The sequence below is a fragment of the Shewanella sp. A32 genome, assembly GCF_029167175.1.
In the GTDB taxonomy this organism is placed as follows: domain Bacteria; phylum Pseudomonadota; class Gammaproteobacteria; order Enterobacterales; family Shewanellaceae; genus Shewanella; species Shewanella yunxiaonensis.
Window position 1 is genome coordinate 22,523 of sequence record NZ_JARFTS010000013.1, and the last position, 21,884, is coordinate 44,406.

The window sequence follows — 21,884 nt, forward strand, 5'->3', positions numbered from 1 at the left end:
TTATCTTGAATGTCTATTCAAGAATATTCTCAGCTGTTGACCGTTCGTCGAGGCTGCTAGTTTTTGCCCTTTGAGGAAGTATTCATGTACGACATTTTGTTCGAACCTTATCGTCTGAATGACAAAATTACGCTGAAAAACCGGATATTGATGGCGCCACTCACTCGTTGTATGGCCGGGCCTGGATTGGTGCCTACTGAGGATATGGCCGCTTATTATGCCCGTCGTGCTGATGCGGGCTTAATCGTTAGTGAAGCCACAATCATTCGTCCCGATGGGCAGGGATACCCAAACACTCCCGGGTTATATACCGCTGAACAGATCCAAGGTTGGCGCAAAGTAACTGATGCTGTACATGCAAAAGGTGGCCTGATCTTCGCTCAGTTGTGGCATACCGGGCGCGTCGCGCACACCTACTTTTTTGGCGGGGAGTACACCGTTGCGCCCTCTGCCGTAGCGCTTGATGGCACAGTTCCCAGAATGCGTGAATTGAAGTATGAAACGCCTAAAGCACTGACAGTGGATGAGATCCAACAGTTAGTGAGTGATTACGCCAAAGCAGCTGAAAATGCCATAGAAGCAGGTTTTGACGGTGTGGAAATTCACGGTGCTAATGCGTATCTAATTGATGAGTTTCTGCATTATGACAGTAACCGCCGAGAAGACGAATATGGCGCTAGCCCTGAGAATATGAGTCGCTTCCCATTGCAGGTTACCGATGCAATTATTGCCGCCATTGGGCGTGAACGTACCGGAATTCGGTTGTCTCCCGGTGCTTATGTCAATATGGGCACTGACAGTCGTGACCGTCAGGTATTCGATTACCTGTTACCTCAACTGGAACAACGGCAGTTAGCCTATGTGCATTTGGGGATTTTTGATGACAGCTTGCGATTTGACTACCTGGATGGTCAGGCATCTGCATATTTGCGTCATCATTATCAGCAGACTCTGGTGGGGGTTGGTGGTTACAGCGCTGACAGTGCAAGTCAGGCCATTGCCGAAGGTAAATTCGATTTAATTGCCATCGGTCGTCCGTTTATCGCTAACCCGGATTATGTTGCCAAAGTACGGCAGGGCGAGCCGACTACCGCGTATTCAGACGAGATGCTGGCAACACTGTACTAGCGTACATGGGCGAGACTGGTGCTGCGTGATAATTCGCTGCCGGATTGAGCGGACGGATAATCTCTGGCATCTCCTTGGAATGCAACATAGCTCCGTAATGAGTTAACAGCTGCTCATACACGCCATTATCCATAATGACTTTCAGGCCTTGGTTGAACGCTTTGATCAGGGCCTGACTTTTAGGATTGTTGCGGCCGGAAGAGACACAGAGATCTTTTACAGTTAGCGGTGGCCCGGTAAATTGATAGCTGTCCACCAGATGTAACTGGTAAAAACGATAGCTGGCAACAATTTCATCTTCAACCGTTAAATCCAGTCTTTTGGCTGCCAGCATACGCAGATTAGCCTGCAGATCCTGATGTGGTTCCCGAATAAACTTATCACTGCGAGCATACTCATCGGTATAGCTATAGTCATTTACTATGCCAATGCGTTTACCCTGTAATGAGTTTAGCCCGGTGTATTCAAAGGGATCGCCGGCGCGTTTGATAAAGCGCAAGCGATTTTTAAGATAGGGCTCTGAGAACAGCAATGATTTTTGTCGTTCAGGCGATGACCAAGTTGCAAGCAACAAATCATTCTTCCCGTCATTCACATCCTTCATCGCCCGTGCCCAGGGTTTTATTGTGACTTCTATGCGAATCCCCTGAGTGAGCATTGCCGCCGATACAATATCCAGCGCCAGACCGCTTTTACCCTCATTTTCAACAAATGGCGGCCATACATCATTCGCCACAGTAACGACACTTTCAGGTGCTTCCGTCGGCGTGGCTTTATCGCTAAAGGCCAGCAGCGCGGTAAGTAGTAGCGGAATGATGGCTGTGCGGGTGTTCACTGATCAGTGTTCCTTGTCGTTATCCCGCAATGCAGCAAGATTAGCGGTTGCCATCCCCAGAACACTGTGTGGCGGATACTGCTGAGGTTTATCCGTGATCCCGGCATCCATATCACACAAAATCGTCAGTGCTTCAGTGACATGGTTGACGCTCCAAATATGAAATTTCCCTTTGGCGACAGCATCTACAACGGCCTTTTTGAGCATTAGATTGTTGACGTTACTGACTGGGATAATTACGCCTTGTGTTTGTTTGCGACCTTTAAGCATACAAACATCGAAGAAGCCTTCAATTTTTTCATTAACACCGCCGATAGGCTGTGCTTCACCGAATTGATTCATGGAGCCGGTAATGGCAATGTCTTGTCGCAGTGGTACACCACTGATGGCGGACAGAATCGCACAGCATTCCGCCATTGAAGCACTGTCACCATCCACCCCGGAGTAGGACTGTTCAAAGGTGAGGGACGTGGTTAGCGGAATAGCTTTATCTTTGCCCAAAAGACTGTTGATAAAGGCCGACAAAATCCATACGCCTTTAGAATGAATTTTACCGCCAAGACGGGCTTTATGTTCAATATCGAGTACCTCACCCTTACCAAAGCTGGTACTAGCGGTAATGCGATTGGGCATACCAAATTGATGGTCGCTGGTGGATATGACGGATAAGGCATTGATCTGTCCCACCTCTTTGCCTTTGACATCAATCAGGTTGGTGCCCTGAGTAAAGCCCAGCATCAACTGATCGCGCAGTCTTGAGACACGTTGCTCCTGCTGTGCTAGCGCCTGTTCTACATGGATAGCTCGAATCGCTCTGGCATTGGCCGAACGCGCACAGTAATGACTTTCGCGCAGCAGATTAGCCACATTCGCAGAATGTAATGATAGTTGGGTTTGGTCTTCCGCTTGGCGGGAGCTGTATTCAATGATGCGAGCAATCGCCGAGAGATCGCAATGTAGCAGCTGATTATCATGCACAATCGAAGAGATAAAACGTGCGTACAGGCTTTCCACCTTGGCACTGCGGGGCATGGTGTCTTCAAAATCGGCGGTGACCCGGAACAGTTCACAAAAATCCGGATCATAGTGTTGCAGCAACTGGTAGGTTTGATAGTCACCAAACAACACAATTTTGACGTCTAATGGGATCGGTTCAGGTTCGAGCGATACCGCGCCAGAGAGCGAGACTTCACGTTCCAGCGAATTGAGATCCAATGTCCTTGAACGTAATGCCCGTTTGAGACCGTCCCAGACATAAGGGCGCTCCAATACTTTGATGGCATCCATCAGCAATACGCCGCCATTGGCGCGATGTAAGCTACCGGGACGGATCAGTGAAAAATCAGTAAACACAGTACCGCGGTAGGTAGCGTTTTCGACATAGCCGAACAGTCCGTGATAGGTAGGATTTTCCTCTACCACCACAGGAAACTTGGGTTGCTCTTGCGTCACCAGCAGATTCACTTGATATCGCCGTGGCATTTTCTTTTCCAACGACGCGTAGGCGAGGCCTAACTGGTCTTCACTCTGCTCCAGAAAAATATCCAGATTGCTGAGCATATCCTTCTGCATCGCCGTTAAATAATTGCGGATTTCCGGTATGGCTCGGTAATCATCTTTTAGCGGCTTAAAAAAATGGCTCAGCACTTCACGTGCCACTTGCTCATCGTGATGTTGCTGTTTAGTGCTGAACTCTTCTTCCCACTCGGTCAGCTGGCGCACGATGCCGCGCAGACGGGATTCCAGATGGCGGATATTCTCTTCAAATTTATTGCGTTCTGCTTCTGGGAGTGCGGCATAACTTTCATCGGTGTGTGGTTCTTCACCATCAAGCGCCATCAACTGATAATCGCCATCGGTGCTGATCGTTAACCGGACGTGCTTCTCTTTGGCTTCCGCCGCAAGTTCCGCCAATGTGGCTTCCTGGCGTTGTGTCAGTTGTGTTTTTAGTTTGTCAGCTCGGCGATAATAGACTTCATTATCAAAGGCTAACGGCAAGGCTTTGACCAAGCGTTGCACTGTTTTTTCGACTTCTTTTTTAAACTGTGCTCCCGTGCCGGCAGGCAGCTGTAAGACCATGGGGGTCCGGGGTTCATCAAAATTGGCGACATAACACCAGTCACTCAGTTCGAGTTCCTGTTGCTTATGACGCTTCAGATAGCGCAGCATCATGGTGCGCTTACCAAGGCCGCTGCGGCCTAAGGCAAAGATGTTATAGCCCTTGTCGCGAATCGACATGGCAAATTCGACAGCACTTTGTGCGCGTTCTTGGCCGATAATATCGTCCAGAGGTTCCAGCGCGCGGGTAGAGCGGGTATCTCCCAGCCGACTTAGGTCAGCGCGACGATACAGCTGTTGCGTATTGAGGGAGGTAATGGCCATGAAAGCGTCCTTGTTAATCATCATTCAGGCATGATGTACAGACAATAAAGGTCGATGTACGGCAAAGCAATTACCTATGGTGGATTAGCGTAAGTTTTGTGCGCTTATCCACTACTCGTCAGCTCATGATTGCCAATGTTGTGGGCCATCATTTTGTTGGTTTTGATATTGTTGTTGTGCTTGCAGGATTTGCAGCAGATTTTCTTCTATCCAGTCAGCTAAACCCACTACCTGTTGTGCTATCTGCACTCCGGAGGCTGTTAATTGGTATTCCACGTGTGGCGGGACTACCGGATAAACCGTACGATCCACAAACCCATCACCTTCCAGTTGTTGCAGCGTCTGCGCCAGCATTTTTTCGCTCACCCCCAGAATCTTGCGTTTGAGGGCGCTGAAACGATGTTGTTTGCCATCTAATAGTGCCAGCAACACCAGTACGCCCCAGCGACTGGTAACATGTTTAAGCACGTCGCGTGACGGGCATTTATCTGAAAACAGGTCGCCTCGCAGCATCTTTTTTGCCAAAAATTTATCCGCCATACAATTTGCCATCTATACTTACCTTTTTGTGCGTACTTACTAAAAGTTTGTTAAGGCGATAGTATAGCTCGCAACGGTGTTACATCACCAGTGACATCTGATTTTAGGTAAAACCTTTGTAAGGAGCGAAATTATGTTGGCAGTAACAGGAGCAACCGGACAACTGGGGCGTCTGGTGATTGATGAGTTGTTAAAAGTCGTGCCAGCTGCGCAGATTGTGGCCGCCGTGCGTAATGTAAATAAGGCGGCTGATCTGGCAGCCAAAGGTGTCCAAGTTCGCCATGCAGACTATGATGCTCCGGAGACCTTGCTCAGCGCGTTCGCTGGCGTTGATAAGTTGTTGCTGATCTCATCCAGCGAAATTGGTAAACGAGCACCGCAGCATAAAGCCGCTATCGATGCGGCAAAAGCCGCGGGGGTGAGTCTATTGGCTTACACTAGTCTGCTACACGCTGACACTTCGCCATTGATGCTTGCTGAGGAACATCTGTTCACCGAGGCATACATTAAACAGAGCGGTATTCCGGCGGTCATTTTACGTAACGGTTGGTACAACGAAAATTATACCGTTAGTGTGGCGTCAGCTATAGAACATGGGGCGGTTTTTGGATGTGCCAATGATGGCAAATTAGCCACTGCCAGTCGCGCAGATTTTGCTGCAGCGGCCGCCAAGGTGCTAACTCAACCAGAGCAAGCCGGTAAAGTATATGAACTCGCAGGTGACGAGGCGTTCACCCTGAGCCAATTTGCCGATTACATCAGTGCTGCCAGTGGTAAAACGGTGGTCTATAACAATCTATCAGAATCCGAGTTCATCGCCTTATTGGAGCAGGTCGGTTTACCCGCACCCGTTGCTGTCATGTTGGCGAACTCAGAATCCGGTGCTGCCATAGGTGGATTATTTGATAACAGCAAGCAATTGTCCGCTTTAATTGGCCGCCCAACGACGACAATTCAACAAAGTATCAATGAAGCGCTATAGCCATTCATCGAGAAGTTAATATTGCAAAAAGGAGCCATTTGATGGCTCCTTTTCCATTTTATCCGCTGCGAATTTCAGCAATCAGAGTCATTATAATTTCATAACAAAAACCGAGAGTTGCTGAAATTCTTAAAATCGGTAATGATTTTACTTATCAGTTTATTGGCGCTGTATTTTCAGGGAGTGTTACCTCAATGTCTAAGCTCGAAACCGTACTTGAGCATCTATTATTTCGGTCACGGTGGTTATTGGCACCGTTCTTTTTTGGGTTGATGCTGGCGGTAGTGGCGCTGTTGGTGAAATTTTTTAAAGAGTTGTACCACTTATTAGTCGGTATTATCAGTGCAACACCGGAAGAGTCAATCGTCAGTATCCTGACACTGGTGGACAGCGCGTTGTTGGCCAGCCTGTTGTTGATTATCGCCTTCAGCGGTTACGAAAATTTTGTATCGAAAATGTCGGTGGATGATCATGAAGACCGGCCGGCATGGATGGGTAAAGTGGGATTTTCCGATCTCAAGTTAAAACTGATCGGGGCAATTGTCGCAATTTCTGCCGTAGAACTGCTCAAGGCTTTTGTCGCCGCCGGAGATCTTAGTAGTAGTGTGTTAGGTTGGAAAGTCGGCATTCACCTGACATTTGTGGTGTCCGGTGTATTATTTGCGGTCACCGATGCGATTGCTGACCGTCAGAAAAAGCACTGACGATCAGCCGGCAATTTCATTACAAGTTTGGTTGTTTACAACTCATCATCAGGCACTATCCGCAGTGGCAATAAGTCACTGTCGGTAGTGATAATCAGCGAATCGTCGACTCTCACGCAACTACCGCCATAACTACCTCCGACCGCAAAGGTACACACCTGTACCCGGTAGCCATCGATTTTTGGCAGGCGCCATAACTCCTGATAAATCTGTTGCTGGTGGGCAAAGCGGCCTTCGGTTTGTCCCAGTTGCTGCTCGTGCTTGTCTACCAGACTGATGTTATCGCCACAGCGACCAGCAATCGGTTTTATCACGTACCCATGCTGTTTAAGCTCATCTGTCAGCTCAAAAGCACTGTCTAGCAGGTAACGATGATGTGGAAACAAGCTCCACAACACTGGCAGGATTGCCTTGTTACTGGGGATCAGCGTCCATAGTGGCTCAAATACTTGTACCGTGGGGCGTAGCAGTACATCGACCAGTCGAACCGGTGTATTGGGTGTCCCGGTACGGATAGGTGGGGCGCGGTCATCGTCTTCACACTCAGCGCGGATTTGCTCCAGGGCGGTTTCCCAAGCCCAGGTTTTCCAGACACAGTTAATGGCTTCACCATCTTTATCGACCACTTCTCCGGCGTCGTTCCAATGCAGTTGCTGCAGGCCGCGTACAATCTTGCTGCTGATCCCCGCTTGGGTCATCGCCCGCTGCATAAACAGCGCATGATAGTTTTCCTCTTTGTCATCATCCTGCAAGATGTGAACTGTGCCACTGGCATCACTGTGACGCCAGGCTTCAACCAAGGCAGACAAGAGATCTTCGGCCGCATCATAGCCGTCAACATCACCGGCTTGTTTTCCCCATAATCCCTGAATGAGTCCCGCTTCAGTGTGACAGGAAGCCGAATCGGCATTGTATTCGTAAACCTTGAGTCCCTTGTGGGTTATACAGAAGTCAAAACGGCCATTAATCATCTGGTGGCGCCGTGTTTGCCAGGAACGTCTCAAGCGCGGCCACAGTACTTTGGGAATGTTGAAGTTGGACAGCAGTTCATCATCTCGTAGCACCCGCTCAGTGGCGTGTAAATACATCAGATGCAGCTCGTTGGTCGCGCGGATAAGCTCCCGTTCTGCAGTTTCCGACATCCGGAAATAACGGCATTGCTCAGCTGTTTTATCAGTGAGAAAGTGTCCGCCCATCGCATGCACAAACGCCAATTGCAGTGGGTCGTGCTCATCTAGCCAAGGGCCCGTGAACTGTCCTTTGTCGGTGACTTTTCGGCTATTGAGATCGAATAATTTTGGGTTGGTCCAGTGTGCCGGTTCTGCATAAGTCGTCTCTTCGGTCTGGATCATCCAACCAAGAATGCGAGTGTCGCAGAAACCTTCAATGATGCGATAGCCGCCATCAGTGGTCTGTGCCAACTGTAATTCGCGGCACCATTGTTGCCCCGCAGGCAATTTACAATGTTCCAGATTCTGTTCGGCAATCCGCACTTTATCGGATAACACCTCAGTTATCACTGCGACATGTCCGGTGACGTCAAATTCACCACCCGCAGCCCAGATCAGTAGCGCGCCAGCTTCTGGCATTCTCTTACTGCCATTGGCAAAAGCCTGCAGCGGCAACAGTGCATCATCCTCTACGCGGCGCAGGTGTCTTAAGGCAAAAATATCATAGGCCATCGGCACATCGGTAAACACCAACCCGCGGTTGAGATACAACCAGCGTCGGGCAAATTCCACACATTGCCATTTATGTCCCATATATTCGTTGCCGATGTAACTGCGATATGCCGCATGATTGCGAAACTGCTCTGGATCGGCGGTGGCATAATCGCTGGAGTAAATGGCCACACCTCCAGGTGCGTGACCTAGCACTGTTCCGAACGGCTCAGGCGGAAACTGTAATTTGTGCAAACTGGTATTCCTTTGCATGATGAATCTCTGATGGCAGCAGCATAGCGCTATTGGAAAAATGGCGGAATAGTGGAAGTAAATGTTTTGCTGGGTCAGCGCTTGGTAGCGGCTTAAAGGCGGATATTGAAAATAGCAAAAGAACACCGCCCACAGAGACGAGGTGGGCGGCGTTCTTAAAACTTGTTAGTGCCGGATTACAGAGTGCTGGCTTCTGTGCTGATGTGAATGGTCACTTCATCGCTGACATATGGTACGTATTGGCCCATACCGAATTCAGAACGTTTGATGACGGTAGTCGCATCAAAACCTACAGTAGGTTTTTTCTTCATTGGATGCTCACCTTCTTTATTCAATTTGGCGTGCAACACCACTTCTTTAGTGATGCCTTTTATTGTCAGCTTACCGGTAACGTCATATTCATTCGCGGCAGTTTTCACAACTTTAGTGCTGTCAAACGTGGCTTCTGGATGTCCTTCTGCATCGAAGTAATCTTTGGCTAAAAATTCTTTAGTCAACGCAGGTACACGAGTGTCCACAGTCTTAACCGGGATTTTTACACTGACTTTAGACTTGGCCGCATCGGCGTCGTCGAAGTTCAGGGTACCAGTGACATCATTGAAACTGGCGGTTGGGTTAGAAAAGCCAAAGTGGTTCCAAGACACAATGACACTTGTGTGGGTTGGATCGAGTTGAAATGTTTCGGCCATTGCACCGGCACTCAAGCCTGTTAAGCTGGCAAAAGCAATTCCCAGTGTAACTTTTTTCAAAAGACGCATATCTTTCCTCTCTGAGACAGTATTCCGGCAGCTTGGTAGCCGGGTTTATCGAGTAGAAATTCAGGAAAACCAGTACTGCACAACTGCCTGTAATTCCTTGTTCTGTGATCATGTTACGTTCTAAAATTTTTAAAACAACGGCGAAAATTCGCATAAATCATTCGAATAAATGAAATAAATGTGACGCCGCAAGCGAGGCCCTAAGCAATAAAGGCTGGTGTCGCCAATATCATTTTAGTGCTGCAACCCTCCTAGACGAGATAGCCTTGCGGCTTGAGTTTCGTCAGGCTATCTCATAACGATTGCGACCATTTTCTTTGGCGATATACAACGCGGCATCAGCCCAGGCAAACAAGGTTTCGCATTCAATAATTTCGTCAGCAGGTTTTGCAGCAATACCAATTGAGATCGTGATGACGTTTGTATTGGCTGATGTCTGATGGGGGATGCCTAAAGCTTCTACGGCGTGACAGAGGTGGTTTGCCACTGTCACCGCCTCTTCTTTACTGGTATTTTCCAAGACTAATACGAATTCTTCTCCGCCATAGCGGCAAACCAGATCCGTCGCTCTATGGGTGCTCTCCTGTAAGGTGGTTGCCACTTGTTGTAGTACTTTATCGCCTAAGGCGTGTCCGTAAAAATCGTTGTATCGCTTGAAGTAATCCACATCAACCACCAGCATTGCGAGTGGTTGTTTACGATTGGCTCCAGAGCTGTGCAGTGCTGTCAGATATTCATCCAGATAACGGCGATTTGCCAGTCCGGTTAATGCATCGGTATTACTAAGATTTTGCAGTTGCTGATTTTTTTGCGTCAGTTTGCGTTGTTGCCTTTCAACCAGATCAAACATCCGATCAATTAATCTGCCTAACTTATGAATTTCGTTGTGTCCTGTCAGATTGGTTCTGGCGGTGTAATCGTTAGTGAAATTAACGTAGCTAATTGTTTTTAAAAGGTTGCGAATGGGATTTACCAGTTTGCGACTGATGAATAAATAAAGCAGAAATAAGGTAAAGATCGAAACAACTATGCCAGCAATAAGTGCTGGATTGAACAGTTCTTCATCATAGAGCCTTGGACTTTGAGGCACTTTGATGGCTAACAGCAACTGATTGTCTATGCCCAGAATTCCGAGATAGAGGCTCTTATCATGTAGTTTCACCTGAACATCATCTGTTTGCAGGTTAGCGCTAATATCGTTCGCAATATTGCCAACTTTTTCCGGTGGAATAATGAATATATTGTCATGGGCCGACGGTAACATTTCGCTGATAAACTGTTGATCAATGTAATGCCAAAGTACTAGCGTTCCAGCATTAGGCCCTATCTCATTAGAAGGTGCCAGACTTTGGCTGATGACGACAGCCGGAGCGTTATTGATGGTAATAAAATTGGTTTTTGTAATGGGCTTTAACTGATTTGCGACTATTTCATTCGGGTGGATGAGCAGGCTCTTAGCCATTAACGACGGTTGGGTTAACATTTTTACATCTAGTAATTGCCCGTCATTATCAATACTCATTCCAGCTAATAGCTGGCCGCTATTGTTGTAAAAATAGAGCCCATTGATAGATAACTTTTGCAGAGACCTTTGGATCATAAAGCTTTGCTGAAACCATTGTCGGTCGCCTGATTGAGCGTTTTGATAGACCTCGTCCCAGACGCCGTTGTCATAAGCAAAATTCTGTAATTTCCGCAGTTGTGCATTGATTGCGGCCTTAATTTGCAGCAAATCCAGTTTATCGTTATAGCGAGCGAGTTCACCGAGCTGTGGAATTGTCCACAGATAGCGAATCGTCACCTGCGCAGAAAGAATGGCAAAACATGCCAAAGCAGCAGCAAATAATATTTGCGACCTTAAGCTGGATCTTTTCATCATTTATTCAGTCTTTTGGTTTGTAACTTCCTGTTACGCAGCCATTACCCTGTTGGGCCAAGTATAGAAGTATTACAGAAAATGCGTTTCCAATCATCTCAGTATATGACGACAGTGCCCAACCGCTCATGAACATATTTTGTGTGGCCGGCTGACGGATAACTTATTGTTATATGAAAATAATCTTAAAAAGATTATTTGCATAAATTGACAATAAGTAGTCATTGATCACATTCACATAACAATTATCTGTCTAATCTGGCATACACCATTAAGTAGTTGATTTTATTAATTTTAATTATCTGCAATTTGCATTTGTGCAATTTGCAAAATAACAAATGTGGGGTGAAATGATGAATATAAATCGACGTCAGGCAATGGGACAGATTATTGGCTTGGTTAGTGTCGCTGCGGGTGGGGGGATCATGGCAAATGCCATGGCGGCAGACACTTGTGCGGGTGATAACGCGATTGGCATAGGTAGTGATGGCAGTAGCGATTTGGCTGCAAATTTACTGACCTACGTTAAGGTTGATCCACTCGCAGTAGCAAAACGTGCATACGAAGATTATGGCAAAGGCGGCTGCATGTACGGTGTTTTTGACGCCATAGTGAAGGAGCTCGCCGCTCAAGGTCATGAAGATGCCTGCAAATTTGCGGCAATACCTACCAATATTACCGTTTATGGCGGTGGTGGTGTCAGTGGCTGGGGATCACTGTGTGGGTGTGTTAACGCGGCAGCCATGGCGGTAAACATGCTTGCCGGTGTTGACCGGACTAAAGTGATCCGCTCGGTCTACCACTATTATGAAAGCACTTCGATGCCTCGGGGCGACAGTGAATTTCTAACCGCTATCGGCGCGCCCACGCGTACAACTAACGCTGGCGAACCTTTGACTGCCGAGCTTATTGGTCAATCAGTAGCTAAATCCATTTTGTGCCATACATCAGTCACTTTATGGTCAAAGCAAAGCAAATTTGGTACGAGTCATGCGGCTAAACTTGAACGTTGTGCACAGGTAACAGCTGAGGTTGCCTATATCACCGCGGATTACCTCAATAAAGCATTAGATGGCACCTTGGATGTTGCTACCGTTGCCGATAGCAATAGTGATTGTGGCGCATGTCACAGTAGTACCAAGAGAGAGCCAGACACTTATTTCGCCACCGATGTTAACTCTCAAATGGAATGCCAGAGCTGTCATAGCGAACATGATGTCTCCGCTGGGCTGACCAGTGCTCATGCAGATTATACCTGTAGTGATTGTCATTAGGAGGCGGTGATGAAATACCATAACCTGTTATTAATCTCTGCAGCCCTGACATTTGGTGGTTGTGGTGGCTCTGATGACAACACTGCTACCACACCAACAACACCGACAACACCAGAACCCAGTTACGTGTCAGTGAACGATGCGACCAGCCTTAATATCAATGTTGAGAGTATTGATGCAGCTACCAAAGCCGTGACTTTTTCTCTCAGTACTGATTCCGCAGAGCCAGTGACTGATGCGGGTGCCAACTATGTGGTGATGTACCTGAATATTCCGGGAGAGCAGGTGTCTGCGTTTGCGTTTCCTTGGCATAAGGCGGTACGTTTTGAGTGTAACGCTAGTGTAGATGCTTGTTCCGGCACCATTACCGCGCTAGAGACTCCAGGGGAATATATATTTACCCCCGGCAGTCTGGAAAAGCTTGGCGACACCATCGGCCAATTAAAGTTGGCAATCAATATCAGCGGTACGCTTGCCCAAGTACAAACGCAACTCTTAGATATTCCATCCTCTTAAACTTTGTTAGCTAAAGCAGTAATTGCCCGGCCACTCGCCGGGCTTTTTTGTAGTGAGAAAGCAGAACCCGCGCGCTATAGTCAGAGTAGCGCGTTTAAAAGGATGAAAAAAGGACATAGGGCATGGAACGTCGCTTATCGCGTTGGTTACTATTTATAGTCGCTTGTATCGGTATTACCGTTTTAGTTTTTCAAATAGATAACCGATGGCTTAACCGTTCGTTGGCCGGTTATATAACGAGACTAGAAGTAGAACTACACTATGTGTGTTTCCGGCAGAAATGGTCGAGTTGTTCATTAATTTTAAAGAAGGCTGAGCCATATCATTTGGATAGCTCAACCTTGTTATCATCAGATCATACTCTGTCAACGCGCCTCGTTGAATTTCATAGTGGAATATGTTCCGGCAATGCGAATAAGGGCAAGCGACCAAAGCAGCAAAATATTTATCATTGGACCGATAATGTCGGTACTGAACATTTCTCCGATCGTCGTGATGCAATGTCTGCGGCGCAGACTAATTATCAATCACCGACCTATAACTTTGATCTCAGCATTCATGCATTATCTAGCGGTATAAAGCCTTTTTTCAAAGACCGTTTATCAGCGTATTTACGTCAGGTCGATGGCATTTACCGAACGCTTTTACCTCCAGAAGAACTACTTCCGGTACGAGTGGACGTTACGCTTATACAAAGTAAGGCTGTCTATGATGACATTTTTATGCGTTATTATACGCTTAACGTTAATTCTCAAGGCTTTTACAGCCATCGAGATAACCTCGCAGTCGTTTGGTATCGCACCGATACACAAGGCTTTGCCACTGCAGTTCATGAATCGGTACATGTCATGAATGCCGCACAATTTGGCATTACGCCTCGTTGGTTTAATGAAGGAATGGCTGAATATTTTGAGAATATGGATTTAGACGGTTTTAACGTAACAATTCAACCAGGAGACTGGTCGTTAGTTCGTCATTCACCAATGCAACTTATTAATTTGTTTAATGCTACAGATGGGGATTGGGCGCAAAATCAGACCTTGTTCTATCAATACAGTCACGCACTAATGTATTTTTTGATGTCGCAATCAGAAGGCAAAAATGCGCTAAAAGATCTTTTCTCTGCGGTTGTACATTTTCGATGTAAGCCAATTGATATGGTGCAGACCTTGAACGCGAGTTATCCAGGAGGGCTTGCGGCACTTGAACAGCAATGGCGTCGTTGGTTGGCGTCTCGCCCTAAAAACGTTGTAGTAAGTTGGACGGGCATTTATTTGTAACCTTTAACCTGAACGTAATTGTGAGATTAATTGGCAGTTACTAATTCAGAAAACGAGATTGGAATGAGTAATGATATTTATCAGCACAATGCAGACTCATTTTTTATGCAGTATGAGTCTGTAACTTCTGAGCAAGTTCATGCCTTTTGGCTACCAGAACTTGATAAACGCACAATTGGTACAGCTTTGGATGTTGGTGCAGGTTCAGGGCGAGATGCAAAATTCTTAGCTGCAAAAGGATGGAGAGTCATTGCTGTTGAACCGGCGAATTCTTTGCGAGAGCTAGCAATAAAATCCGAACATTTGTCTGACATATATAAAAGCCAGACTTATCTTCCAATAGATTGGATTGCGGATACATTACCAAACTTATCATTAATAAAAGCATTGAACTTAAAGTATGATTTAATTCTACTTTCTGCTGTGTTGATGCATTTGAATCAACATGAACAACAGCAAGCATTAAATAATTTGAGCTACCTGCTGAATATTGGTGGAATACTCGTCATGACATTGCGTGTGGGAGAATTTAGCGACGGTCGTATTGCTTATCCCATTGAAGTTGAGAAATTAATTGCACATGCAGAGATGCAGCACTTAAAACTTCTTACTAAATCACAATTAGTTACAGATCAACTTGGTCGTAGTAACGTGACTTGGCAGACTATTGTACTTACCAAGGAATAGGGATAGCGAGACTATGTCGTTTGAATATTATCTTAATAAATTCCAACAGCTAAATACGATGCGTATTAACGGACATAACAAACCGCACAAGGTATGTATGCTTTTGGCAGTAATGTCGTTAATTGAAGAAGAACTCATTACTGAAAACAGAATTGAGCTTAATGAGTTACTTAAAAAGCGCTTCAGTGTTTATTTTGATCGATTGAAGATAACCGGTGATGTTGATAGCCCTGAAAATCCATTCTTTCATTTACGAACTGAGGGCTTTTGGCATCTTCGAACCCATGATGGTTACCAATTAGACGATCTGAGCCGTTACAGTAAAAATAAAATTGCTTATGCAACATTGGACGAAGAGTTGTTCGACTATTTTAGATCTTCAGTAAGTTGCATCGATCTGCGTTTGGCACTTTCGCAAAATCTTACGCAGTTATATGAACTTTATAAACGGTGGTTTGAATCCCTTGGTAAAAGTCAGAAAACCATAAAAAATTATTGGGGGGCAGTTAAAAATACACTTTCAAAGATTGCTAATAATGCCGGACTAAGTAGTCAACCGTTAACTGAAATTTCTTCCCTATATCAATACCAACACATTGTGACACCTTTGAGAGAGCTTGCGGAATTTAAACAGTTAGATAAGAAAGGCAATGCTATGTATAGCAATGCGTTAAAATCCTATGCCAGTTTTTTATCCGATTTAAGTCAAGTGGACGTCACCGATGACGTTGAGCAGATTTGGCATGACCCTACATTGAAACCTACAGAAAAAACGACATTAGTTAGCGCCAGAATGGGCCAAGGGAAGTTTAGAGAGCGCTTATTTAATCTTTGGCACGGATGTGCAGTGACCAATTACCGAATGCCTGCACTACTTGTCGCTAGCCATATTAAACCTTGGCGTTCATCCAATAATAATGAACGACTAGATCCTTTTAACGGTTTGCTTCTTGTGGCTAATTTGGATAAGGCTTTTGACAAGGGGCTGATAACCTTTGAAAATAGTGGCGAAATCATCATTTCATCACAGTTAGAAAGACCGGAGATGCTTGGTATCAAGGCAGATATGAAATTGCGGAATAGTGGATTCAATCTTGACTATATGCATTATCATCGAGAACAAGTTTACCAAGGCTAATAGTGATATTAACTAATACAACTAATAATATGTAACACATTTAGGTAGCAAAAAAGTGTCAGCTCCAGATAAAGAAAAAGGACTGAAACCGTAATGGAATCAGTCCTTTAGGAAGGTGGTGGAGGCGGCGGGACTTGAACCCGCGTCCGGAACACCTACATTCAGGGCCCTACATGCTTAGTCTCTCTTTTATTTAACCGGTTAAACTCCGAAAGACAGGATTTCAAACGGTGAGTTTGGTACTGTTTCGCGGTTCACCCCCAAACAAGGTTCCCTCGCTAGCACGATGTAAGGTGACCATCAAATCCACTGCCCATGTGCGAGACCTGTGGTAGATGGCTAGCGGCATTAAGCGGCTAGAGCGTAGTTATCGTCGTTTGCAACTATAACTTTGCGGCTTTTAACGAGGCCAACCGCCCCTCGGCATGCTCCCGGAGTTTCGCGAATCCCGTCGAATCCAGAATCGCCCCCAAGATATTATCAATTGTAACCTTTATTGGGATTGTTCACCAAGTTTTCAAGGATAAGGCTACAACTGTTTGCTGGTTATTCGAGCAACTTACGGATAAACCATACATTATTTTTTCATCATTCGGGCTTTTTCAATAGCCCAGTCACGCTGTTTAATGTCTTCGCGTTTGTCATGGGCTTTCTTACCTTTACCCAGACCGATTTCCACTTTTACCCAGGCACCTTTGCGCCAATACATGGAGATGGGCACGATAGCGTAACCTTGCCGTTCTACTTGCCCTGCCAGTCTGTCGAGTTCTCGACGATTAAGTAACAGCTTACGTGGGCGTGTTGGGTCACAGATAACGTGAGTAGATGCAGTATTCAGCGGGGTGATTGTACAGTTGTGCAGGAAGGCTTCACCATTTTTCATCTGCACAAAGCTTTCTGACAGATTGATTTTTCCGGCACGGATTGCTTTTACTTCCCACCCCATAAGCGAAAGACCCGCTTCGATCTTTTCGTCGAAACGGAATTCAAAGGTGGCGCGTTTGTTGCGGGCGATGGTCGCCGGCTGTGCGCCTTTGCTTTTTGCGTTCTTCTTAGCCATAGGCCCGCTATTATACGCAGCCACTGCTAATTTGGAATTGGCCAAATGCATTATTTTAAAGCGATTCAAATACTCCGTTAGCTGTATGTGTATTTTTTATGCGGCAAGCTCCACATCGTTTTTAGTAAAGGTGCGTTTTATCTCTGGCGTGTTAAAATCCAGGGCTGATTTTCTCGCCTATGTGGAGACTGAAAAAACGGATGTCGCACGTTTCTCGAAATATTCTGGTACGTTACAGCGCCCAGCAGATGTATGATTTGGTGAATGATGTTGAGTCATATAAGGAGTTTTTGCCGGGCTGTGTCGGTGGTAAGGTGCTGGAGTTTGATGGCAAAACTATGGTGGCGTCAGTGGATATCAGCAAGGCTGGGATCAGTAAAACATTTACCACTCGAAACCAGGTGGTTGCCGGTAAAAGCATTGAATTGCGTTTGGAAAATGGCCCTTTTAAGCACCTGTATGGTAGCTGGAAATTTACAGCACTGGCTGAAGATGCTTGTAAAGTGGAGTTCGAGTTGGAGTTCGAGTTTTCCAACAGCATCGTGGGCATGGCATTTGGCCGGGTGTTTAGAGAGTTGGTTGCATCGATGGTGACGGCTTTTACTTCCAGAGCGAAGGAGGTGTATGGTGGCAAATGACGCTGCATTTACCGTTGAGGTAATTTATGCATTGCCTGATCAGCAGAAAGTCATTGCTGTGTCGGTACTTCCAGGTACAACCTTTTTAGATGCGGTTAACAAAAGCCGCATTTGCGAGTTTTTTCCTGAGATAGATTTGGCAAATATTAAACTGGGATGTTTTAGTCATCAGATGAAGCCTGATGATGAGCTGCAGCCAGGGCTGCGAGTGGAAATATATCGGCCACTGATTGCAGATCCAAAAGATGTCCGGCGCAAAAGAGCTGAAAAGGCCAAAGAAGAAGGTCGTATTAACAAGACCACCGGTGCGAAAATCAGCTAAGTGTAAAAAAAGCGCCTAATGGCGCTTTTTTTAACTCAAACATTACTTCCGATTATTCGGCGTACTTTGTTCGGTTTTTGTCTCATTAGTTTTAGCAGGATTATTTTCTTCCACTAATGGCTTCGCTTCTGGTCGCTGAGCCGGGACCTGTGGCAGCATATCTGGGCTGTGGTTTTCGAGCAGCGTTGTTTCATCCAAAGGCGTATTGAAGTCTTTACTTATCTCGTAATCGCCGGTTACTGAGGCCAGCTTGTCGCCGTTGAAATGGGCGATGAGTTCTTTATGTACCACGCTGGCGTCGCGACCACTTTTGTAATGGTAGACATAATACCAAGTGTTATCAGCAAAGCTGTCACGCAATACCGGACGACCAAGAACATACTCAACCTGAGCTTTGGTCATATCGACACGCAATTTTTCAACCTGTTGTGGTTCCATGTAGTTACCCTGTGGAATATCGGGCTTGTACACTAACCAGTCCATTACGCTGCAGGCGTTGAGTGATAATGAGAGCGCAGCCGCGCCTAAAAGGGTAAGACTTTGGTTTTTAATCGACATCTGGATTGCTGCTTCCTGAAAAACTGCGGGCCATAATAACCAAGCCCCAATATTAAACACAAGGATTATCGTTGTTCTGTCGCAAGTTGGACAGATGGATTTTGTATTAGTTCTATTGTGATCATTTTTTACAAGTCAGTGACTTGTTGAATGAAGATTCTCTTACAAATCTTTGTAAGTGTTATGGCTATCCCTATCTATTATTGCAAACGCCTGCAATAGTCACCAGAATGGTGAAAATCTTGTAAAAATGCCAGAAAGACAAGGAAATGTTAAAACGTTGATGAAAAAGGGAAGTCTAGTTTGCGTGGGCACTGGTCTGCAATTGGCTGGGCAGGTGACCGTTATTGGGAAAAGCTATATTGAAAGCGCTCAGCAGGTGTTTTCATTAATGCCCGATGCCTATGGGCAACGCTGGTTAGAAAGTCTAAACCCCAATATTACAGATCTACAGCAGTTCTATGCCAAAAAGGGTGAAATTAAAAACCGCCGTATCACCTATGAACAGATGACAGACGCGATAATGTCTTCCGTTCGTGCCGGGAAAAGGGTGGTGGGAGTATTTTATGGGCATCCGGGGGTGTTTGCTTGTGTTCCTCATATGGCCATCAGTCGGGCAAAAAATGAGGGGTATAGTGCCTCAATGGAACCGGGTATATCTGCAGAAGATTGTTTATGGGCAGATTTAGGCATTGACCCAGGAAATTATGGCTGTCAAAGTCTTGAAGCAAGTCAGCTTATGTTTTTTGAACATCATCTGGACAATTCCGGTTATGTTTTACTGTGGCAAATCGCACTAGCGGGTGAACACACACTTACCGGTTTTGCGACAACCCAAGCGCGGCTTAAGGTATTGGTCGATTTGTTAAGGCAATGGTATCCCGATGACCATCAAGTTTGTTTATATGAAGCGACTAACTTGCCGATTGGAAATTGCCGAGCCGAATGGATTGATTTAAAGGATTTGCCCGAAGCATCACTCAATGCCATTACCACACTGGTTATCCCGCCATCGCGGGCATTGCAGTATAATCTCCGGGTTCTTAAGCAGTTGGGGTTAACGCCGAAAGATTTAGGTTAGTCACACATAAGGAGGTGTTATGGAAGCGCTACAGAATTTTTTAACGAAGATGGGTGAAGACGCGTGTTTTCGTCAAGCGTATTATGCGAACCCCAATGCGGTGTTGGCTCAAAGTGGCCTCCAGGGCATCTATGCGGACGCAGTGATGAATCAAGATAGTTCAGCATTAAAGGCTTTAGTCGGTGATGATACGATCCCGTTTCTGTTAGTGAATCATGGTAATAAACTATAGACCGCGATTAGGTTTAGTTTTCTGTCTTTTACTGCTCATGGGGGGCGGTAGGCTGTCGGCCGCGCCGATCGATAACATCGATATCGAGCTCGGAAAATTAGAGCAGATACAAAAAACTGACGTCACTGCTGCACAAAAGCAAATTGATTTATTGACGCCGCGTATTGGCTCCTTTACCTCAGAACAAGCCACTCGATTATTAATTTCCTCCGCCATCAGCAAGATTTTCAGCGGTAAGTTTGATGATGCACTGGCATATCTTGATAAAGCAGAAGCCAAGATAAGTGCTCCCCGATATTTAAGTCAGATATACAATTATCGTGCTGTTTGTCTCATTGGCTTGCGGCGGTATCGGGATGCGTTGATCGTGATGGGGCGCAATTTAGCATTACTTGAAAAAGTCGACGATCCGGTTGAAAAACGTGATTCCTATTTCCGCATTGCAAATTTGTATGATGAGTTAGGCGCATACGATGAAATGGGGTTGTATGCTTCTCGCATTTTGGACCTTGCTGAAGAGCAAAAAGATACCAAGGCACGTTGTTATGGGATCTTTTTACTGGCGATGTCTCAAAGCGGAAGGGGCTTGTTGAAGCAAGCTAATGAGAGCTTACAGGAGGGACTGGGCTACTGCACCCAACACGGCTACTCATTAATTGTCCCCATGATTAACAAAGGTCTCGCTGATACCGCCAGTATGCTCGGCGACAATCATACTGCCCAAAAATATTTCCGCATTTCATTGGCGCAGTATCAAAAGTTTAATTTCGCGACTGAAATTATCAGTACCAGTGCTTTATTGGCAAAGGTTGATTTAGCGCTCGGAGATAAAAAGGAAGCGGAATTCATGGCGCTCAACGTGCTGGAAGCTAAAGACGACAGCAGTAATATGGAAGCCAGAAGTGAAGCGCTAAAGGTGCTCGCGGACGTGGCGGCTGGCAAGTCGGAGTTTGAAAAGGCATTCGCATATCAGCAACAATATCTGGATATCAGCGGCAAGTTGTTTGACGAAAATCGCGTAAAAGCGTTGGCCTATCAAGCTGCTCACTTCAGTGCTAATGAACGAGAACAAGAACTTAAGTTATTAAATAAAGAACGTGAACTGCTGCTTACTCGTGAAATGCTACGGGAAAAGGAGCACAACAATATGGTCATGTTCGTGAGTTTACTTAGCGTTGTCATGGTCATGTTGGCTGGTTTTGCCTATTGGGGCTGGCAACAGAAACAGCGTTATATGAGGCTGTCACGTCACGACCTTCTGACGGGGATATATAACCGAGCTGCAGCTCAATCCATGGGCGATATCAGTTTTGTTCAGGCAATGAGCCAGAACCGGGATTTCAGTGTTCTGGTGTTAGCACTGGATAATTTCAAAGTGATAAACGACAGTTTTGGCTTTGGTACCGGTGATTGGATGCTCTGTCGGATTGCGGAAACTTTGTCACCATTACTGCCTCGGAAATCTATTTTTGCACGTAACGGTGGGCAGCAGTTTCTTGTGATTTTGCCTGATGCCACTGCAAAAGATGCGCTATCCCTGGCCGACAAACTCCGTCTGGCAATTGCCGACATCTCCAGCAATCGCAGTGGTCATCAATTTACTGCAACTGCGAGTGTCGGCGTCAGTTGCCGAACTGAAGATGACCTCAGTTTGGAGCCGTTGATTAACCGTGCCCATCACGCGATGAACGTTGCCAAAGACACTGGAGGTAACACCGTTGGTGGCGCCCCAGAAACCCAACCTGACTTGCTGAATATGACTGAGGCGTTCAGTAACTGAACCAAATGCATTAAACCTTAATTAAGCATTTATTATCCGCTGGCAATGCGCTTATACTGAAGCTCTCCAAAGGCCTTTACTGAAATTGCAGCTTTGGCCACGTTAATCACATATCTTAGTGCTCGTCACCTGGTGCCAAATATTTCTGTATTTGCGTGCGACCTGTTGTTAGCGATTGC

Annotated in this window: 21 protein-coding genes and 1 other RNA gene; 13 read left to right on the forward strand and 9 right to left on the reverse strand. The window is 45.9% G+C overall.

Annotated elements, in window-relative coordinates:
- The first annotated feature begins 84 nt into the window (after positions 1-84).
- On the forward strand, positions 85-1,128 hold the full coding sequence (locus tag PY479_RS10975) for an alkene reductase (RefSeq protein ID WP_275483780.1): 1,044 nt from the start codon (positions 85-87) through the stop codon (positions 1,126-1,128).
- On the opposite strand, the gene PY479_RS10980 is transcribed toward PY479_RS10975, so the two are convergent.
- The 3 genes from PY479_RS10980 to PY479_RS10990 all read right to left on the reverse strand — a co-directional run bounded on the left by PY479_RS10980 (position 1,088) and on the right by PY479_RS10990 (position 4,885).
- The gene (locus PY479_RS10980; RefSeq protein ID WP_275483781.1) at positions 1,088-1,963 is read right to left on the reverse strand and encodes a transporter substrate-binding domain-containing protein; all 876 of its coding nucleotides are present in this window, start codon (positions 1,961-1,963) and stop codon (positions 1,088-1,090) included. The two genes, PY479_RS10975 and PY479_RS10980, sit on opposite strands and share 41 nt — an antisense overlap.
- A gap of 3 nt (positions 1,964-1,966) precedes the next feature.
- Positions 1,967-4,345 carry an ATP-binding protein gene (locus tag PY479_RS10985; RefSeq protein WP_212593858.1) on the reverse strand — a complete coding sequence of 793 codons (2,379 nt, stop codon included), beginning with the start codon at positions 4,343-4,345 and terminating at the stop codon, positions 1,967-1,969.
- A 123-nt stretch (positions 4,346-4,468) separates the two neighbouring features.
- Positions 4,469-4,885: a helix-turn-helix domain-containing protein gene (locus PY479_RS10990; protein ID WP_212593857.1), complete on the reverse strand. Its 417-nt coding sequence runs from the start codon at positions 4,883-4,885 to the stop codon at positions 4,469-4,471.
- Positions 4,886-5,018: 133 nt separating this feature from the next.
- On the opposite strand from PY479_RS10990, the gene PY479_RS10995 reads away from it, so the two are divergent.
- Together PY479_RS10995 and PY479_RS11000 are read left to right on the forward strand one after the other, a co-directional pair.
- Entirely contained in the window at positions 5,019-5,867 is an 849-nt protein-coding gene (locus PY479_RS10995) for an SDR family oxidoreductase (protein ID WP_275483782.1), read from the forward strand.
- A gap of 194 nt (positions 5,868-6,061) precedes the next feature.
- On the forward strand, positions 6,062-6,571 hold the full coding sequence (locus PY479_RS11000; RefSeq protein WP_228730321.1) for a TIGR00645 family protein: 510 nt from the start codon (positions 6,062-6,064) through the stop codon (positions 6,569-6,571).
- Between the two features lie 35 nt (positions 6,572-6,606).
- Here the strand turns inward: PY479_RS11000 and gss are convergent, their stop codons facing one another.
- The 3 genes from gss to PY479_RS11015 form a co-directional block, all read right to left on the reverse strand.
- The gene (gene gss / locus PY479_RS11005; protein ID WP_275483783.1) at positions 6,607-8,505 is read right to left on the reverse strand and encodes a bifunctional glutathionylspermidine amidase/synthase; all 1,899 of its coding nucleotides are present in this window, start codon (positions 8,503-8,505) and stop codon (positions 6,607-6,609) included.
- A 176-nt stretch (positions 8,506-8,681) separates the two neighbouring features.
- On the reverse strand, positions 8,682-9,263 hold the full coding sequence (locus PY479_RS11010) for a YceI family protein (protein WP_228730319.1): 582 nt from the start codon (positions 9,261-9,263) through the stop codon (positions 8,682-8,684).
- Positions 9,264-9,546: 283 nt separating this feature from the next.
- Positions 9,547-11,142, reverse strand: a complete 1,596-nt coding sequence (locus PY479_RS11015) for a diguanylate cyclase (RefSeq protein WP_275483784.1) — start codon at positions 11,140-11,142, stop codon at positions 9,547-9,549.
- A 347-nt stretch (positions 11,143-11,489) separates the two neighbouring features.
- Between PY479_RS11015 and PY479_RS11020 the strand changes: the two genes are divergently transcribed.
- The 5 genes from PY479_RS11020 (at position 11,490) to PY479_RS11040 (ending at position 16,034) form a co-directional block, all read left to right on the forward strand.
- The gene (locus PY479_RS11020; RefSeq protein ID WP_275483785.1) at positions 11,490-12,413 is read left to right on the forward strand and encodes a C-GCAxxG-C-C family (seleno)protein; all 924 of its coding nucleotides are present in this window, start codon (positions 11,490-11,492) and stop codon (positions 12,411-12,413) included.
- A gap of 9 nt (positions 12,414-12,422) precedes the next feature.
- Positions 12,423-12,929, forward strand: coding sequence for a hypothetical protein (locus tag PY479_RS11025; RefSeq protein WP_212593852.1), 507 nt, complete (start codon positions 12,423-12,425; stop codon positions 12,927-12,929).
- A 122-nt stretch (positions 12,930-13,051) separates the two neighbouring features.
- Positions 13,052-14,209: a hypothetical protein gene (locus tag PY479_RS11030; protein ID WP_275483786.1), complete on the forward strand. Its 1,158-nt coding sequence runs from the start codon at positions 13,052-13,054 to the stop codon at positions 14,207-14,209.
- A 63-nt stretch (positions 14,210-14,272) separates the two neighbouring features.
- On the forward strand, positions 14,273-14,896 hold the full coding sequence (locus PY479_RS11035) for a class I SAM-dependent methyltransferase (protein WP_275483787.1): 624 nt from the start codon (positions 14,273-14,275) through the stop codon (positions 14,894-14,896).
- 13 nt (positions 14,897-14,909) lie between these two features.
- Positions 14,910-16,034, forward strand: a complete 1,125-nt coding sequence (locus tag PY479_RS11040; protein ID WP_275483788.1) for an HNH endonuclease — start codon at positions 14,910-14,912, stop codon at positions 16,032-16,034.
- 116 nt (positions 16,035-16,150) lie between these two features.
- Here the strand turns inward: PY479_RS11040 and ssrA are convergent.
- Together ssrA and smpB are read right to left on the reverse strand one after the other, a co-directional pair.
- Positions 16,151-16,505, reverse strand: a transfer-messenger RNA (tmRNA) gene (ssrA, locus tag PY479_RS11045).
- A 106-nt stretch (positions 16,506-16,611) separates the two neighbouring features.
- Positions 16,612-17,094 carry an SsrA-binding protein SmpB gene (gene smpB / locus PY479_RS11050; RefSeq protein WP_212593827.1) on the reverse strand — a complete coding sequence of 161 codons (483 nt, stop codon included), beginning with the start codon at positions 17,092-17,094 and terminating at the stop codon, positions 16,612-16,614.
- A 200-nt stretch (positions 17,095-17,294) separates the two neighbouring features.
- On the opposite strand from smpB, the gene PY479_RS11055 reads away from it, so the two are divergent.
- Both PY479_RS11055 and PY479_RS11060 read left to right on the forward strand, forming a co-directional pair.
- Positions 17,295-17,732 (forward strand): SRPBCC family protein, encoded by a 438-nt coding sequence (locus PY479_RS11055; RefSeq protein ID WP_212593826.1) that lies wholly within the window; start codon positions 17,295-17,297, stop codon positions 17,730-17,732.
- The gene (locus PY479_RS11060) at positions 17,722-18,054 is read left to right on the forward strand and encodes an RnfH family protein (RefSeq protein ID WP_275483805.1); all 333 of its coding nucleotides are present in this window, start codon (positions 17,722-17,724) and stop codon (positions 18,052-18,054) included. Before PY479_RS11055 ends, PY479_RS11060 begins: the two co-directional genes overlap by 11 nt.
- 42 nt (positions 18,055-18,096) lie before the next feature.
- Here PY479_RS11060 and bamE read toward each other — a convergent pair whose 3' ends face one another.
- Entirely contained in the window at positions 18,097-18,612 is a 516-nt protein-coding gene (gene bamE, locus PY479_RS11065) for an outer membrane protein assembly factor BamE (RefSeq protein ID WP_275483789.1), read from the reverse strand.
- Positions 18,613-18,895: 283 nt separating this feature from the next.
- Here bamE and PY479_RS11070 point away from each other — a divergent pair, with 283 nt between their 5' ends.
- The 3 genes from PY479_RS11070 to PY479_RS11080 are packed head-to-tail and all read left to right on the forward strand — an operon-like array spanning position 18,896 to position 21,705.
- Positions 18,896-19,693, forward strand: coding sequence for an SAM-dependent methyltransferase (locus PY479_RS11070; protein WP_275483790.1), 798 nt, complete (start codon positions 18,896-18,898; stop codon positions 19,691-19,693).
- Between the two features lie 19 nt (positions 19,694-19,712).
- The gene (locus PY479_RS11075) at positions 19,713-19,925 is read left to right on the forward strand and encodes a hypothetical protein (protein ID WP_275483791.1); all 213 of its coding nucleotides are present in this window, start codon (positions 19,713-19,715) and stop codon (positions 19,923-19,925) included.
- A 37-nt stretch (positions 19,926-19,962) separates the two neighbouring features.
- Positions 19,963-21,705, forward strand: a complete 1,743-nt coding sequence (locus tag PY479_RS11080) for a GGDEF domain-containing protein (RefSeq protein WP_212593822.1) — start codon at positions 19,963-19,965, stop codon at positions 21,703-21,705.
- Positions 21,706-21,884 lie beyond the last annotated feature (179 nt).

Bases quoted from the DNA above. Each gene is read 5' to 3' on its own strand.
- PY479_RS10975 (WP_275483780.1), top strand. From the start codon at position 85: ATGTACGACATTTTGTTCGAACCTTATCGTCTGAATGACAAAATTACG.
- PY479_RS10985 (WP_212593858.1), bottom strand. From the start codon at position 4,345: ATGGCCATTACCTCCCTCAATACGCAACAGCTGTATCGTCGCGCTGAC.
- PY479_RS10990 (WP_212593857.1), bottom strand. From the start codon at position 4,885: ATGGCGGATAAATTTTTGGCAAAAAAGATGCTGCGAGGCGACCTGTTT.
- PY479_RS10995 (WP_275483782.1), top strand. From the start codon at position 5,019: ATGTTGGCAGTAACAGGAGCAACCGGACAACTGGGGCGTCTGGTGATT.
- PY479_RS11000 (WP_228730321.1), top strand. From the start codon at position 6,062: ATGTCTAAGCTCGAAACCGTACTTGAGCATCTATTATTTCGGTCACGG.
- gss (WP_275483783.1), bottom strand. From the start codon at position 8,505: ATGCAAAGGAATACCAGTTTGCACAAATTACAGTTTCCGCCTGAGCCG.
- PY479_RS11010 (WP_228730319.1), bottom strand. From the start codon at position 9,263: ATGCGTCTTTTGAAAAAAGTTACACTGGGAATTGCTTTTGCCAGCTTA.
- PY479_RS11015 (WP_275483784.1), bottom strand. From the start codon at position 11,142: ATGATGAAAAGATCCAGCTTAAGGTCGCAAATATTATTTGCTGCTGCT.
- PY479_RS11020 (WP_275483785.1), top strand. From the start codon at position 11,490: ATGATGAATATAAATCGACGTCAGGCAATGGGACAGATTATTGGCTTG.
- PY479_RS11025 (WP_212593852.1), top strand. From the start codon at position 12,423: ATGAAATACCATAACCTGTTATTAATCTCTGCAGCCCTGACATTTGGT.
- PY479_RS11030 (WP_275483786.1), top strand. From the start codon at position 13,052: ATGGAACGTCGCTTATCGCGTTGGTTACTATTTATAGTCGCTTGTATC.
- PY479_RS11035 (WP_275483787.1), top strand. From the start codon at position 14,273: ATGAGTAATGATATTTATCAGCACAATGCAGACTCATTTTTTATGCAG.
- PY479_RS11040 (WP_275483788.1), top strand. From the start codon at position 14,910: ATGTCGTTTGAATATTATCTTAATAAATTCCAACAGCTAAATACGATG.
- smpB (WP_212593827.1), bottom strand. From the start codon at position 17,094: ATGGCTAAGAAGAACGCAAAAAGCAAAGGCGCACAGCCGGCGACCATC.
- PY479_RS11055 (WP_212593826.1), top strand. From the start codon at position 17,295: ATGTCGCACGTTTCTCGAAATATTCTGGTACGTTACAGCGCCCAGCAG.
- bamE (WP_275483789.1), bottom strand. From the start codon at position 18,612: ATGTCGATTAAAAACCAAAGTCTTACCCTTTTAGGCGCGGCTGCGCTC.
- PY479_RS11070 (WP_275483790.1), top strand. From the start codon at position 18,896: ATGAAAAAGGGAAGTCTAGTTTGCGTGGGCACTGGTCTGCAATTGGCT.
- PY479_RS11075 (WP_275483791.1), top strand. From the start codon at position 19,713: ATGGAAGCGCTACAGAATTTTTTAACGAAGATGGGTGAAGACGCGTGT.
- PY479_RS11080 (WP_212593822.1), top strand. From the start codon at position 19,963: ATGGGGGGCGGTAGGCTGTCGGCCGCGCCGATCGATAACATCGATATC.